The organism is Streptomyces sp. NPDC092370 (assembly GCF_044755265.1).
In the GTDB taxonomy this organism is placed as follows: Bacteria; Actinomycetota; Actinomycetes; order Streptomycetales; family Streptomycetaceae; genus Streptomyces.
Genome location: NZ_JBIVQO010000003.1, coordinates 123,229 through 136,640 on the forward strand (window position 1 = coordinate 123,229; position 13,412 = coordinate 136,640).

A 13,412-nucleotide genomic window follows, 5' to 3' on the forward strand; every position below is an offset into this window, starting at 1 on the left:
GTGGGCGTGGCGTGGGGCTGTGACCCGGTGCGGCTGTGCCGCATGGGTAGGAGGTGGACCGTGACGAAGCGGGGTGGCGTGCGCGGCACATGCCTCGTGGGCGTGGCGTGGGGCTGCGACATGGTGCGGCTGTGCCGCATGGGTAGCGGGTGGACCGTGGCGAAGCGGGGTGGCGTGCGCGGCACATGCCTCGTGGGCGTGGCGTGGGGCTGTGACCCGGTGCGGCTGTGCCGCATGGGTAGGAGGTGGACCGTGACGAAGCGGGGTGGCGTGCGCGGCACATGCCTCAACCCGGGTGCCCGCACAGGAACGAGGGCCCGCGGCCGCGGGCGGGGAAGCGGCCTGCCGGTTACTCAGCGTCCCAGCGTGGCCAGTTCCTTGGCCGCCTCGGTCAGGTCCTTCGCCGTGTCGATGGCCCGCCAGTAGGACCCCTGCGGGATCGTGAACCCGGCCAGCCGCCGATCACGGGCCAGATGGGGAAACGTCGTCCGCTCGTGGTCACCCCGGTGCGGCAACAGCCCGGCGAACTCGGGGGAGAAGACGTACACGCCGGCGTTGATCTCGAAGGTCGACGGCGGTGCCTCGATGAAGTCGGTGATACGGCCGAAGCCGTCGGTCCGCACCGCGCCCCACGGCAGCCGGGGCCGGGCCAGCGCCAGCGTCGCGACGGCGTCCCGCTCGGCGTGGAAGTCGGCCATGTCCCGCAGCGAGAACCGCGTCCAGATGTCCCCGTTCGTCGCGTACCAGGGCTGGTCCGGGTGGGGGAGATGCGCCGCGGCGTACTTGAGGCCGCCGCCGCGTCCGAGCGGCTCGGTCTCGACGACCGTCGTGACGGAGACGGGCAGCTCGGCCGTCTCCAGCCACTTCTGCAGCACCTCGGCGAGGTGGCCGCAGGAGACCACGACGTCCGTCACCCCCTCGTCGGCGAGCCAGGACAGCTGATGGCCGATGATCGGCGTCCCCGTCCCGGGGATCTCGACCATCGGCTTGGGCCGGTCGTCGGTGTACGGACGCAGCCGGGAGCCCTGGCCACCGGCCAGAACGACGGCTTGAACGGGGCGGGACGCGGCGCTCGGATCGCTCATGGACACGAACTGTACGTGGCGTCCCGCCCCGGGACTGCGGCCGACGACGGTTCCCGTCGGCCGACGGACTTCCCACCCGGTGGCAGGGCGGTGGGCTCAGTTGTGCGCGGCGGCGACGCCGGTGGCGAAGGCGGTGTCGCAGACCGGGCGGGCGTAGGACTGGGCGCGGGTCGGTCCGTAGACCCGGACCGCGGCCTGGCCGAGGGCGTGGGCGATGGAGGCGCAGTGCTTCGCCAGCGACGGGCGGCCGTTGACGGCCTGCTGGAGGTGGGTGAGGGCGACGCCCGGGTCCTCCTCCTGCAGTTCGGTCAGCAGCTTGTCGCGCAGGACGTCCTGGGGAGCGCGCTTGGCGGCCCGTGGGGTGCCCACGGAGGCGTCCGCGGCGGTGAGCACCGGGTCGGTGGAGTTCCCCGACCAGTTGACTCGGGTGACCGCGAGGGTCCCGGAGAGCACCAGGACGACGGGCAGGACGAAAGCGAGGGTGCGGCCGATCCGGCGGGCGGGGCCCCGGCCGCGTCGCGTCTGTTGGTTCATGGAGTGCTTCACGCGTGTGAGGGTAGCGCCCAGTGATGGTTTGTAGACATTTAGTCACCGGTTCGGGGGATGAGAGAGTGCCACTTTCCGGGTAAGGCGTTGACGCACACTGCTCGAAACGTCCGGTCTGCCGGGGTATTTGTCGACAACGGAAAGGGCCCCGCAGTGCGCTGCGGGGCCCTCTTCGTCAACCGGGGTGAATCACCCGGTGTTGTGCGTTTGCCGGGTGAATCAGTCGGACAGGCGCGCACCGGTCGACGTCGAGAACACGTGGGTCTCGCCGGAGCGGGGCACGACGTGCAGCTGGCTGCCCTTCTCCGGGACGTCACGGCCGTTGACGCGGACGACGAGGTCCTTGGAGTCGTCGCCGACCTTCGCGGTGCCGTAGACGTACGCGTCGGCGCCGAGCTCCTCGACGACGTTGACGGTGACGGCGAGGCCCTGCTCGACGTCCGACACCTCGAAGTGCTCGGGGCGCACGCCCACGGTGACGGTCTTGTCGGTGGCGGCGGCGATCGCGTCGCGCTGCACCGGGACCACCGACTTGCCGAACTTCACGCCGCCGTCGGTGATCGGCACCTCGACGAGGTTCATCGCCGGGGAGCCGATGAAGCCGGCCACGAAGAGGTTGGCGGGCCTGTCGTACATGTTGCGCGGGGTGTCGATCTGCTGGAGCAGACCGTCCTTGAGGACCGCCACGCGGTCACCCATCGTCATGGCCTCGACCTGGTCGTGGGTGACGTAGACGGTGGTGATGCCCAGGCGGCGCTGGAGCGAGGCGATCTGCGTACGCGTGGACACGCGGAGCTTGGCGTCCAGGTTGGACAGCGGCTCGTCCATGAGGAACACCTGGGGCTCACGCACGATGGCGCGGCCCATGGCGACACGCTGGCGCTGACCGCCGGAGAGGGCCTTCGGCTTGCGGTCCAGGTACTCGGTGAGGTCGAGGATCTTCGCGGCCTCCTCGACCTTCTGCCGGATCTCCGCCTTGTTGACGCCGGCGATCTTGAGCGCGAAGCCCATGTTGTCGGCGACGGTCATGTGCGGGTAGAGCGCGTAGTTCTGGAACACCATGGCGATGTCCCGGTCCTTGGGCGGCAGGTGCGTGACGTCGCGGTCGCCGATGCGGATGGCGCCGCCGTTGACGTCCTCGAGCCCCGCGAGCATACGGAGCGAGGTGGACTTGCCGCAGCCGGAGGGGCCGACGAGGACGAGGAACTCGCCGTCCTCGATGTCGATCTCCAGCGCGTCGACGGCGGGCTTGGTGGAACCCGGGTAGATCCGGGTCGCCTTGTCGAACGAGACAGTGGCCATGGTGAATGAACCCCTTCTACCGGCAGGAACGTGCCGGACGATCCGAGTAGGAAGGCGGTGCCACGACGGTCATTCCGTTGTGGTGTAGTCCACGCGTGTGAACTGGCTCAGGACGGTACCTGGCGTTCACACGTATGTCAGTAGTTCCGGGCCTGTGAACTTCGCGGAAACTTTCGAAGCGCGTCTCAGGGCTGCCCGTACCGGTCCGCGAGCACCGCGACCGCCCGGGCGACGGCCTGCCGGAGGGCGGGAGGGCCGAGCACCTCCGCCTCGGGGCCGAGCCGGAGCAGGTCGCCCACGGCCACCGCCTCCGACTCCACGGTCAGCTCCACCTCGACCCAGCCGTCCCCGTCGGGCGCGCCCGCGCTCTCCAGGGCCCGTACGCCCGCCGCGCCGAACTGCATCGGCAGCAGCCGCCGCGCGCGGGGCGAGATCCGCAGCCGCGCGGTGTCCTGCCGAAGCGCGGCCTCCAGACGCCGGGAGGACTCGGCCCAGTAGGCGGCCAGGTCGAACCCCGCGGGCCGCTCGAAGATCTCCCCCGTCTCCTCCACGGCCAGCACGCGCGACACCCGGTAGGTCCGTACGGCCTCCTCCGCCAGGGCGACGAGGTACCAGATGCCGCCCTTCAGGACGAGCCCCAGCGGACGCACCTCCCGGTGCACCTCGCCGCGCCAGCGCAGGTAGTGCAGCCGCAGCACCCGCCGCTCCCACACGGCCCCCGCCACGGCCTCCAGACAGGGCACCGGGTCGGCCTCCCGGAACCAGGCGGGCGCGTCCAGATGGAACCGCTCCTGGACCCGCCGCGCCTGCCCGGACAGCTCGGCCGGCAGGGCCGCCTGCACCTTCAGCTGGGCACTGGCCAGTACCGCTCCCAGTCCCAGGTCCCGTGCGGGCCCGGGCATCCCGGCGAGGAACAGCGAACCGGCCTCGGCGTCGGTCAGCCCGGTCAGCCGCGTCCGGTACCCGTCCATCAGCCGGTAGCCGCCCTCAGGCCCCCGGTCCGCGCACACCGGCACACCGGCGGCCCCCAGCGCCTCGACGTCCCGGTAGACCGTCCGCACCGACACCTCCAGCTCCGCGGCGAGCTCGGGCGCGGTCATCCGCCCGCGGTTCTGGAGCAGCAGGAGCAGGGAGAGGAGCCGGTCGGCGCGCATGCGGCCATTGTCACGGCACACCGTGCCGTACCTGACAGGAGATGTCAGGTACGGCATCCAGGCTGGGCGCACACGTCCGGCCGACCGAGAGGACCACCCATGCCCGGCCCCCGCACCACCACCGGCCACTTCACCTTCGCCGACTGGCGGGAACGCGTGATCGGCCCCGGCGAGGAGGCGACCCCCCGCCTCGCTCACGCCTCCGTCCGGAACACCTTCACCGGCGGCATCGAGGCGGAGGCGACCGACTGCGAATACTCGATCGTCTACGTCACCGCGAAGACCGGCTCCTTCGCCGGCATGGAACTCCTCACCGGCCGCGTCGACGGACGCGAGGGGAGCTTCGCGGTCGAGGAACGCGGCTCCTTCGGCGAGGACGGAACCGTGCACTGCGTCTTCGAGGTGGTGCCGGGCTCGGGGAGCGGGCAGCTGACCGGTCTGAAGGGAAAGGGCGCCTTCACCGCACGGCACGGTGAGACGGCTGTGGAGTATCGGTTCGCCTACGAGGTGGAGTAGCCGGCCGGCCGGAACGGAACGCCGTGGCTCGGCGTAACGGGCTCTGTGTACAGTGGAGCCGCCCTCACGCGCGGCAACGCGGTGCACGGCGCCCGCCTCCTTAGCTCAGCTGGCCAGAGCAACGCACTTGTAATGCGTAGGTCGTCGGTTCGAATCCGACAGGGGGCTCTCACCGCCCAGGCCGGATCACTCCCGGCCTGGGCTTTTTCAGGCGTCGGGCGATTTCCAGCCGGGTGTCGTCGAGGGGGCGGTCGTCCTCGATGTCCCACAGGGTGTTCTGGAGGAGGCGGCCGAGGGTCCAGGCGTGGGCCCGGGGGCGGTCCAGGGCGAGGATGTCGGTCATGGCGTCGAAGCGCCAGACGATGTCGTCGGGGTCGAAGCGGTTGTCCAGGGCGGGCCACAGCTCGAAGCCCGGGTCGCCCGCGAGGGGCTTGGGGTCGATCGCGAGCCAGGGGGCGCGGCCCGAGGCGAGGACGTTCTCGTCGTGGAGATCCCAGTGCAGGAGCCGGTCTCCCGGCTCGTCGGCGACCTCGCGTACGGCGGCCGCGCAGTCGGCGACGAACCGGCGGGCCTCCGGGTCGGGGATGCGGGTGAGGGCCCGGGGGGTCCGGTCGAGCATGTCCAAGGCGATGTCGCCGAGGCGGCGCATGCCGGGTGGCGCCGGGAACGACGTGAGGTGCGCCAGGAGCTCGGCGATGGTGACCACGGCCTGGTGGGGGTCCGGCACGTGGGACAGCATGCGGGTCTCGTCGAGGCGCTCCAGGAGCATGGTGCCGGTGGGCTCGTCGTGGTCGAGGAGGCGGACGGCTCCGTCGCCGTCCCAGGCGCGCAGTGCGACCGGTTCGCCCTCGCTCTCCGTGTCGAGGATCTGCAGCTTGAGGACCGCCGGGGTGCCGTCGGCGGTCCGGATGACCGGCACGACCAGGGCGGAGACGCCGTGCATGGGCTTGCCGTCGGGTCTCAGGCCCCAGCGGTCGAGGAAGCGGTCCGTCTGTTCGGGCAGTCCGGCGATGAAGGCGCGGCCCGCCTCGCCGTTGAACTTCTCCTGTGATGCCGCCAGTTCCCGGGGAATGTCGATCACTCCCGGCACGGTAGTGGGGCGTGCCGGGTGCGTCATGCGGATATCGCGCTCAAGGCGTGGGGGCCTTCTGCCGGTCGTCCTCGGACAGGTCGAGGTCGCGCCGGGCGGCAGGGGAGGGCGATGGGCGCGTCGGGCGTCAGCCCGACCGGGCGAGGACGGCCCGGCCCCACCAGCGGCGTGGGCCGGTGTCCGCGCGAGGGCCGGGGCGGCCCGCTTCCGTGGGTTCGTTGCCGCTGGTGGGGCGTCAGGTCATGGCTCGAGAACCACCTTTCCGGTCGTGCCGCGGGTCTCCAGCGCCCGGTGAGCGGCCGCGGCCTGTGCGAGGGGGAAGCGCTGTACGGCCGGGGTGAGCCGGCCGGCCGCGGCTTCGGCGAGGGCGCGCAGTTCGAGGGTGCGGACGGGGTCGGGCCCGCCGGCCTTTCCCAGCATCACCGGACCGAGGACCTCCTCGGAGACACCGTCGACCAGGTAGGGGCCGCCGTCCTGGATGCCCTCGCCGGACCAGCCGAACACGATGTGCCTGCCGCCGGGTCCGAGGAGTTCGACGGCTTCGCGGGCGACGTCGCCGCCGACGCCGTCGAAGACGACGGTCGCGGTCCGGCCGCCGAGATGGGCGCGGACCTTCGCGGGCCAGGCGGGGTCCTTGTAGTCGACGGCGAGGTCGGCGCCGCCGGCCCGCACGCGGGCGGTCTTCTCCGGCCCGCCCGCGAGGCCCACGACGGTCGCGCCGGCGTTCTTGGCGTACTGCACGAGGAGGGTGCCGATGCCTCCGGCGGCGGCCGGGACGACCACCACGGAGTCGGGGCCCAGGTCGGCGAACTGGAGGATCCCCATCGCCGTGCGGCCGGTGCCGATCATGGCGACGGCCTCGGCGAAGTCCAGGTTGCCGGGGATGTCGTGCAGGCGCTCGACCTCGGTGACGGCGAGTTCGGCGTAGCCGCCGGGGACGAAGCCGAGGTGGGCGACGACCTTCTTGCCCAGCCACAGTCCGTCCACGCCCTCGCCCAGGGACTCGACGACACCGGCGACCTCACGGCCCGGGACGGTGGGCAGCGGGGTTCGCTCGGCCGCCGGTCCGCCCCGCATGCCCTCGCGCAGGGCGGTGTCCAGGAGGTGGACGCCCGCCGCGCGTACGGCGATCCGGACCTGGCCCGGGCCCGGGCGGGGGTCCTCGACCTGCTCGTAGGTGAGGTTCTCGGGCGGGCCGAAGGCGTGCAGGCGGATGGCGTGCATGGCAGCTCCTCTGGTGGGGCGTTCCGGTGCGGTACCAGCCTTCAAGCTCAAGCTTGCTTGAGGTCAAGATCGCGTCGGCCCAGGGCCAGGGAGACGGCCGTCAGGGCGCTGTTGAAGGAGACCTCCGACAGCACACCGGGGGCCGCGACCTGGTCACCGGCGAGGTAGACACCGTCACCCCGGTCCACGGCCGGCCGGTCCCGCCAGCTGGTGCCGGGCGGATCGACCGCGCCCGTACGGCCGTTGGCCACGGATGCGCGCCGCCAGGTGACGCGCTCGCGCCAGCCCGGGAAGCCCAGGTCGAGCAGTTGCTCGGCGCGGGCGGTGCCCTCCGCCTTGGACTCGTGCGGGGCGAGGGGGATCTGGCCCTGGATCAACTGCTCACCGGCCGGGGCGAGAGTGCGGTCCTGGGCGGTGAAGCGCTCCAGCCAGCCGGGGGCGTCCAGGTCGGAGATCGCGAAGGCGTCCCCGCGCCGGGTGCGCAGGGCCAGGTCGACGAGGGCGGTGCGGCCGCTCGGCCAGCTCAGGGAGTCGTCGCCGAGCAGGCGGCGGGCGGCGTCGAGGGAGGTGGCGACGACGACCGGCGTGTCGGTGGGGAGCGTGTCGACCCGGGACAGCGTCTCCATCCGGACTCCCAGGTTCCAGGCGCGGGAGGCCATTCGGTCGATCAGGCTCGCCCAGCCGCCGCGCGGGTAGTGGGCCTCGGGCGGCAGCTTGGTGGCCCGGCGCAGCCGCTCCTGCACGAACGCGGCCGACAGCGACCCGGGATCGTGGTGGAACAGGGCGACCGCCGCGTAGTGGGCGGCGGCCCGGGCCCCCTCCTCGCCCGCGATGCCGGTCGCCCAGGACAGGAAGTCGGCGTCCACGGGAGCCTGTTCGGCGGTCCGGCGCAGCAGCTTCAGCATCGGGAAGGGCGGGGTGCGGCGCAGCACGCCGTGGTGCCGCAGCCGTAGCCGGGCGGCCTCCAGGGGTGGGAGCGGGGCGAGCGGGCCGATCAGGTCGCGCTGCTTGAGCCAGGCCCAGTGCGGGCCGCCGTTGTAGAGGGCGTGCGGGCCCTCGTTGGTGCGGTAGGGGCCCTCGGCGGTGCGCGCCCGGCCGCCGAGGGTGTGGTGGGCCTCGTGGACGGTGACCTTGGCGCCCGCCTCGGCTGCGGTGATGGCCGCGGTCAGTCCGGCGAAGCCGCCGCCGATGACGGTGATGCGGTGCATGGCTGGGGATCTCCCTCGGGTCGGGGTCGCCTTCTGGGAGTACGACCGATCGAGGGCGCCGGAATGTGACATGGTCGTCGTTCTCGCAGGTCAGGGCCGGTTGTCAGTGGTCGGGTGCAGCATGGGGGGCATGGCGAGGCAAGCGGCGGGCGGTACGGGTGTGAAGGGCGCGCGGCGACCGGAGGTGCGGCTGCCGGTGCTGGAGCCGTACGAGGGCGGCGAGCTGGAGCCCGACGGGGACTACGACGGGCTGGACTTCCGCGAGGCCGACCTCTGCGGGCAGGACGGAGGGGGCGCCCGCTTCATGGACTGCGCCCTGACGGGCTGCGCGCTGGACGAGACCCGGCTGCGGCACGCCCGATTTCTGGACTCGGCCCTGACCGGCGTCCGGGGGGTGGGTACCGACCTCGCCGAGGCGACCCTGCGCGATGTGGAGCTGACCGACGCCCGGCTCGGCGGACCGCAGCTGCACGGGGCGGTGCTGGAGCGGGTGCTGGTCCGCGGCGGCAAGATCGACTATCTCAACCTGCGCACGGCCCGGCTCAGAGACGTCGTCTTCGAGGGCTGCGTCCTGGTCGAGCCGGACTTCGGCGGAGCCCGTCTGGAGCGCGTGGAGTTCGTGGACTGCGCGCTGAAGGGCGCCGACTTCCACGCGGCGACCCTGAAGGACGTCGACCTGCGGGGGGCCGCGTCCCTGGAGATCAGCCGCGGGCTGGACCGGCTGTCGGGGGCGGTGATCAGCACGGCGCAGCTGCTGGATCTGGCGCCGGTGCTGGCCGCGCAGTGGGGGATCCGCGTGGAGGGCTGACCCCCGGCGGCCAGGCCTGTCGTTTGGATCAGGCCGGCTCTGAGGCTCGGCTCCCGTCAGCCGACCCGAGCGGGGCCCGGCGCGTCCGGCTGCAAGGCGGAGGAGGGCGCCAACGCGATGGGGCCCCCTGCTCGAGCGCAGTCGAGAGCTCGGGGGAGTCGGCAACCGACGACAACACCGCAGAGGGGCGTGCCCGGCCCCGCGACGCCGGCAGGATTCAGACCACAGGCCCTAGGGGAGGCGGGGAAAGCGGGCCTGGAGGGTCCAGATCGCCGGGTTCTCCGCGAGGTCGTCGTGCAGATCGGTGAGATCGGCGATCAGGTCGTGCAGGAAGTCCCGGGCCTCGCGGCGCAGTTCGGAGTGGGAGACGGTGAGCGCGGGCTCCTCCGCGCGCATCCAGTCGGCCTCGATGTCCACCCACCCGAAACGCCGCTCGAACAGCATCCGGTCCGTCGACTCGGTGAAGTCCAGCTCCGCCCGCTGCGGCCGGGACGCCCTCGACCCCGCCGGGTCCCGGTCGATCCGCTCCACGATGTCGCACAGCGCCCACGCGAAGTCGAGCACCGGCACCCATCCCCAGGCCGTGGACACCTCGTGATCCGTCTTGGTGTCCGCCAGATAGACGTCCCCGCAGAACAGGTCGTGCCGCAGCGCCCGGACGTCCGCGCGGCGGTAGTCGGTCTGCGGCGGGTCCGGGAAGCGGTTGGAGAGGGCGTAGCCGATGTCGAGCACGGAGGTGATGGTGTCACGTGATCGTAGGATCGCGGTCGTGGCCCGATCTGTACGTCTTGTCCCCACGCTGCCCGCGCCCGCCCTGCTCGTCTGCGTTTTCGTGCTCACCGCGTGCGGCGGCGGGGTGCACGGCACCCCGGGCGGCTCCGGCGTCCGCGACCCGTACTTCCCGAAGGCCGGCAACGGCGGCTACGACGTCACCCACTACGGCCTGCGCCTCGCCTACGACCCCGGCGCCCACCACCTCACCGGCACGGCCACCCTCACCGCCCGCGCCACCCGAAACCTCTCCGCCTTCAACCTGGACCTGCTCGGCATGGAGGTCGAGAAGGTCACCGTCGGCCACGGGATCGCCCGCTGGAACCGCGCCGGGCAGGAGCTCACCGTCCGGCCGCACGGCGACATCGACCGGGGCGAGACGTTCCGCGTGACCGTCCGCTACTCCGGAGCGCCCGAGACGGTCACCGACCCGGACGGCTCCCGCGAGGGCTGGCTGCGCACCGCCGACGGGGTGCTCGCACTCGGCGAGCCGACGGGGTCGATGGCGTGGTTCCCCGGCAACCACCACCCCTCCGACAAGGCGGCGTACGACCTCACGGTGACCGTGCCGGAGGGCCTGCGGGCGGTGTCCAACGGGCAGTTGCGAGGCGAGACGACCACGCGGGGGCGTTCGACGTTCGTGTGGCACTCCGGTGAGCCGATGGCGAGCTATCTCGCCACCCTCGCGATCGGCCGCTTCGACATCAGCCGCTCCAGGGCCGGGGAGCTGCCCGTGTACACGGCCGTCGACCCGGCCGAGGCGGCGGCGAGCCGGCCCGTGCTCCGGCGGATTCCGGAGGTGCTGCGGTGGGCGGAGCGGCGATTCGGGCCGTACCCCTTCTCCTCCACCGGCGCGATCGTCGACCACGCGGCCGGCATCGGCTACGCCCTGGAGACACAGAGCCGTCCGGTGTTCCCCGGCGCTCCCGACATCGCGCTCCTCGTCCATGAGCTCGCCCACCAGTGGTACGGCGACTCCGTCACGCCCGAGAGCTGGCGGGACATGTGGCTCAACGAGGGGTTCGCGACGTACGCGCAGTGGCTGTGGGAGGAGGACCACGGCGGGGACAGCACCCAGGAGACGTTCGACGCGCTGTACTCGGGTGCGTACTTCGACACGGAGGAGGCCGGGGAGGAGATCTGGGAGTTCCCCCCGGCGGACCCGCCGAGCGCCGCGCGGATCTCCGGCCCGCCGGTGTACTGGCGGGGGGCGATGGTGCTGCAGAAGGTGCGGCAGGCCGTCGGGGACGCGAGGTTCTTCGGGATTCTCCGGGGCTGGGCGGCCACCTACCGGCACGGGAACGCCGACACCGCCGACTTCACCGCCTATGTCGAGAAAAGGGCGCCCGGGGCGGACTTGGCGGGGGTCTGGGACGCGTGGCTGTACGGGGAGGGGAAGCCGGAGCGGCCGTGAGGCCTCACGCGGGGGTCAGTTCCTTGCGCAGGACCGCGCAGGGGCGCCGGTGTCGCAGATCCTCACGGTGGTCGACGACCTGGTAGCCGAGGGCCGTCCAGAAGGCCAGGGCCTTCGCGTTGTCCGCCAGGACGGCCAGGCGGACGGCGGTGCGGCCGGTCGCGCGGAAGCGGTCCTCCACGAGGGCGGCCAGGCGGCGGCCGTGGCCCTGGCCCTGCAGGCTCGCGTCCACCATCAGCAGGCCGATCCAGGGGTCCGGGTCGGCCGGGTCGGGGTGGTGGGCGAGGGTGACGGCGATGCCGATCAGCCGGCCGAAGCTGCGGGCGAGCAGGATCTCGGTGCCGGGGTGCTCCCACTCCTGCGACAGCGCGGCGGCGACCTGGCCGGGGCGGATGGCGTGCGGGTCGGGGAAGTCGCCGCTGAGGGTGTGGAACTCGGGGTGGGAGGCGTAGAGGGCCGTGAGTTCCGCGAGGACGGCGGGGGCGGGGGCGGGCGGGAGCAGGGGTTCGAGGATCACTGGGCGGTGCCGGGCTTTCGTACGGGGGCGTTCGCCGTGCCTGAGGGCGCCGGAGCCCCCGGCCCGATACCCGCGGCCGGGGGCTCCCCACGTCACACGTGGACGGAGGGCGTCCGTCAGACGTTCACACCGAAGTCCTGGGCGATGCCGACCAGGCCCGAGGCGTAGCCCTGGCCGACCGCGCGGAACTTCCACTCCGCGCCGTTGCGGTACAGCTCGCCGAAGACCATGGCCGTCTCGGTCGCCGCGTCCTCCGACAGGTCGTAGCGGGTGATCTCCGCACCGCCGGCCTGGTTCACGATGCGGATGTAGGCGTTGCGGACCTGGCCGAAGTTCTGGCTGCGGTTCTCGGCGTCGTAGATCGAGACCGGGAAGACGATCTTGTCGATGTCGGCCGGGAGGGCGGCGAGGTTGACGTTGATCGCCTCGTCGTCGCCGGCGCCCTCCCCCGTGCGGTTGTCGCCGGTGTGGACGATGGTGCTGTCCGGCGTCTGCTTGTTGTTGAAGAACACGAAGTGGGCGTCCGAGTAGACCTTGCCCTGCGTGTTGACCGCGATCGCGGAGGCGTCGAGGTCGAAGTCCGTGCCGGTGGTGGTGCGGACGTCCCAGCCGAGGCCCACGGTGACGGCGGTCAGGCCCGGAGCCTCCTTGGTGAGCGAGACGTTGCCACCCTTGGACAGGCTTACAGCCATTGTTGGGAGTCCCTTCCCTCGTATACGTGCGGCAAAGAAGCTGCGGAACCGAAGCTACAGCTACCCCCTTGAACGTGGAGAGGGGTACGCGAGGTTCCAGCTCCTTTACTTTCTTTACGCGCGGTTATTCGGGTGACGTGGACGGGTCAGGAGCGGGAACATGGAGGGCATGTCCGGTCCTCACGTCATCCGTGGCTCCGTCTCCCTGCCCGAGGCCGAGCTCATGTGGCGTTTCTCGCGGTCCTCGGGGCCGGGCGGGCAGCACGTCAACACCAGCGACTCCAAGGTCGAGCTGAGCTTCGACCTGGCGAAGACCGAGGCGCTGCCCGCGGTGTGGAAGCAGCGGGCCCTGGAGCGGCTGGCCGGGCGTCTGGTCGACGGGGTCGTCACCGTGCGGTCCTCCGAGCACCGCTCCCAGTGGCGCAACCGCGAGGCCGCCGCCGTACGCCTCACCGCGCTCCTGGCCGAGGCGACCGCACCCCCGCCCAAGCCCCGCAAGCCGACCCGGATTCCCCGGGGCATCAACGAACGCCGGCTGCGCGAGAAGAAGCAGCGCTCGGAGACGAAGCGCGGACGCGGCGGGCAGAACTGGGGCTAGGCCAGTTCCTTGACGCCCACGGTCTGCCCTCCGCTGGTCTCCCCGTTCGGGCGGAAACCGAGTCCCAGGTAGAAGCCTTCCGGGCCGTCGGGGCCCGGGTGCCAGGTGACGTAGAGCCGGTCGTGGCCGCGCCGGCGCAGTTCGGCCGCCACCGACTCGACGGCGAACCGGCCGTACCCCCTGCCCTGCTCCCCGGCCGCGATGTTCAGCCGCCACAGGCCCGAGCGTCGGACGCGGCCGTCCTCGTACCAGTCGATGTCGAGGAAGGCCATGAGGAAGCCGACCGGGCGGTCGTCGTCGACGATCAGGCGGGGCCAGGCCGCTGCGGGGTGGACGTACGCCTCGGCGAGCGACTTCACGACCGGGGCGACCGCGTGTTCCTGGTCGGGGCGGACGTGGATGCCGAGGGCGGCGTCGAGGTTCGCGGGGGTGATCTCCTCGAGCCGGGGGCCGGTCGTCGTCATGGGCGCACCCTAGGCGCGCGGAT

Annotated in this window: 15 protein-coding genes and 1 tRNA gene; 5 read left to right on the forward strand and 11 right to left on the reverse strand. The window is 72.3% G+C overall.

Going from position 1 to position 13,412, the window contains the following annotated elements; genetic code table 11:
• Nucleotides 1–353: 353 nt before the first annotated feature.
• The 4 genes from ACIQHQ_RS11745 to ACIQHQ_RS11760 all read right to left on the reverse strand — a co-directional run bounded on the left by ACIQHQ_RS11745 (nucleotide 354) and on the right by ACIQHQ_RS11760 (nucleotide 4,087).
• Complete coding sequence (locus ACIQHQ_RS11745) at nucleotides 354–1,085, reverse strand: NDP-sugar synthase (RefSeq protein WP_402611770.1); 732 nt, start codon at nucleotides 1,083–1,085, stop codon at nucleotides 354–356.
• 96 nt (nucleotides 1,086–1,181) lie between these two features.
• The gene (locus tag ACIQHQ_RS11750) at nucleotides 1,182–1,631 is read right to left on the reverse strand and encodes a hypothetical protein (RefSeq protein WP_402611771.1); all 450 of its coding nucleotides are present in this window, start codon (nucleotides 1,629–1,631) and stop codon (nucleotides 1,182–1,184) included.
• 219 nt (nucleotides 1,632–1,850) lie between these two features.
• A complete protein-coding gene (locus ACIQHQ_RS11755; RefSeq protein WP_390987434.1) occupies nucleotides 1,851–2,933 on the reverse strand; it encodes a sn-glycerol-3-phosphate ABC transporter ATP-binding protein UgpC in 1,083 nt (360 codons plus the stop codon).
• A gap of 185 nt (nucleotides 2,934–3,118) precedes the next feature.
• Nucleotides 3,119–4,087: a helix-turn-helix transcriptional regulator gene (locus ACIQHQ_RS11760; RefSeq protein WP_402611772.1), complete on the reverse strand. Its 969-nt coding sequence runs from the start codon at nucleotides 4,085–4,087 to the stop codon at nucleotides 3,119–3,121.
• A gap of 99 nt (nucleotides 4,088–4,186) precedes the next feature.
• On the opposite strand from ACIQHQ_RS11760, the gene ACIQHQ_RS11765 reads away from it, so the two are divergent.
• Together ACIQHQ_RS11765 and ACIQHQ_RS11770 are read left to right on the forward strand one after the other, a co-directional pair.
• Nucleotides 4,187–4,603, forward strand: coding sequence for a DUF3224 domain-containing protein (locus tag ACIQHQ_RS11765; protein ID WP_402611773.1), 417 nt, complete (start codon nucleotides 4,187–4,189; stop codon nucleotides 4,601–4,603).
• A 94-nt stretch (nucleotides 4,604–4,697) separates the two neighbouring features.
• Nucleotides 4,698–4,771: transfer RNA gene (locus ACIQHQ_RS11770), tRNA-Thr, on the forward strand.
• Nucleotide 4,772: 1 nt separating this feature from the next.
• On the opposite strand, the gene ACIQHQ_RS11775 is transcribed toward ACIQHQ_RS11770, so the two are convergent.
• From ACIQHQ_RS11775 to ACIQHQ_RS11785, 3 genes are all read right to left on the reverse strand, one after another.
• The gene (locus ACIQHQ_RS11775; protein WP_402611774.1) at nucleotides 4,773–5,720 is read right to left on the reverse strand and encodes an aminoglycoside phosphotransferase family protein; all 948 of its coding nucleotides are present in this window, start codon (nucleotides 5,718–5,720) and stop codon (nucleotides 4,773–4,775) included.
• A gap of 213 nt (nucleotides 5,721–5,933) precedes the next feature.
• Nucleotides 5,934–6,917, reverse strand: a complete 984-nt coding sequence (locus tag ACIQHQ_RS11780; RefSeq protein ID WP_402611775.1) for a zinc-binding dehydrogenase — start codon at nucleotides 6,915–6,917, stop codon at nucleotides 5,934–5,936.
• Nucleotides 6,918–6,964: 47 nt separating this feature from the next.
• Nucleotides 6,965–8,125 carry an FAD-dependent oxidoreductase gene (locus ACIQHQ_RS11785; RefSeq protein ID WP_402611776.1) on the reverse strand — a complete coding sequence of 387 codons (1,161 nt, stop codon included), beginning with the start codon at nucleotides 8,123–8,125 and terminating at the stop codon, nucleotides 6,965–6,967.
• Nucleotides 8,126–8,255: 130 nt separating this feature from the next.
• Here ACIQHQ_RS11785 and ACIQHQ_RS11790 point away from each other — a divergent pair, with 130 nt between their 5' ends.
• On the forward strand, nucleotides 8,256–8,933 hold the full coding sequence (locus ACIQHQ_RS11790) for a pentapeptide repeat-containing protein (protein ID WP_402611777.1): 678 nt from the start codon (nucleotides 8,256–8,258) through the stop codon (nucleotides 8,931–8,933).
• A gap of 231 nt (nucleotides 8,934–9,164) precedes the next feature.
• On the opposite strand, the gene ACIQHQ_RS11795 is transcribed toward ACIQHQ_RS11790, so the two are convergent.
• The gene (locus tag ACIQHQ_RS11795) at nucleotides 9,165–9,665 is read right to left on the reverse strand and encodes a hypothetical protein (protein ID WP_184561072.1); all 501 of its coding nucleotides are present in this window, start codon (nucleotides 9,663–9,665) and stop codon (nucleotides 9,165–9,167) included.
• 37 nt (nucleotides 9,666–9,702) lie between these two features.
• Here ACIQHQ_RS11795 and ACIQHQ_RS11800 point away from each other — a divergent pair, with 37 nt between their 5' ends.
• Nucleotides 9,703–11,118 (forward strand): M1 family metallopeptidase, encoded by a 1,416-nt coding sequence (locus tag ACIQHQ_RS11800; RefSeq protein ID WP_402611778.1) that lies wholly within the window; start codon nucleotides 9,703–9,705, stop codon nucleotides 11,116–11,118.
• Between the two features lie 4 nt (nucleotides 11,119–11,122).
• Here the strand turns inward: ACIQHQ_RS11800 and ACIQHQ_RS11805 are convergent, their stop codons facing one another.
• Both ACIQHQ_RS11805 and ACIQHQ_RS11810 read right to left on the reverse strand, forming a co-directional pair.
• Entirely contained in the window at nucleotides 11,123–11,635 is a 513-nt protein-coding gene (locus tag ACIQHQ_RS11805) for a GNAT family N-acetyltransferase (protein ID WP_402611779.1), read from the reverse strand.
• 116 nt (nucleotides 11,636–11,751) lie between these two features.
• Entirely contained in the window at nucleotides 11,752–12,327 is a 576-nt protein-coding gene (locus ACIQHQ_RS11810; RefSeq protein ID WP_402611780.1) for a TerD family protein, read from the reverse strand.
• Nucleotides 12,328–12,487: 160 nt separating this feature from the next.
• Here ACIQHQ_RS11810 and arfB point away from each other — a divergent pair, with 160 nt between their 5' ends.
• Nucleotides 12,488–12,925 (forward strand): alternative ribosome rescue aminoacyl-tRNA hydrolase ArfB, encoded by a 438-nt coding sequence (arfB, locus tag ACIQHQ_RS11815; protein ID WP_390987422.1) that lies wholly within the window; start codon nucleotides 12,488–12,490, stop codon nucleotides 12,923–12,925.
• Here the strand turns inward: arfB and ACIQHQ_RS11820 are convergent.
• Nucleotides 12,922–13,389, reverse strand: a complete 468-nt coding sequence (locus tag ACIQHQ_RS11820) for a GNAT family N-acetyltransferase (RefSeq protein WP_402611781.1) — start codon at nucleotides 13,387–13,389, stop codon at nucleotides 12,922–12,924. The genes arfB and ACIQHQ_RS11820 overlap by 4 nt on opposite strands.
• Between the last annotated feature and the right edge of the window lie 23 nt (nucleotides 13,390–13,412).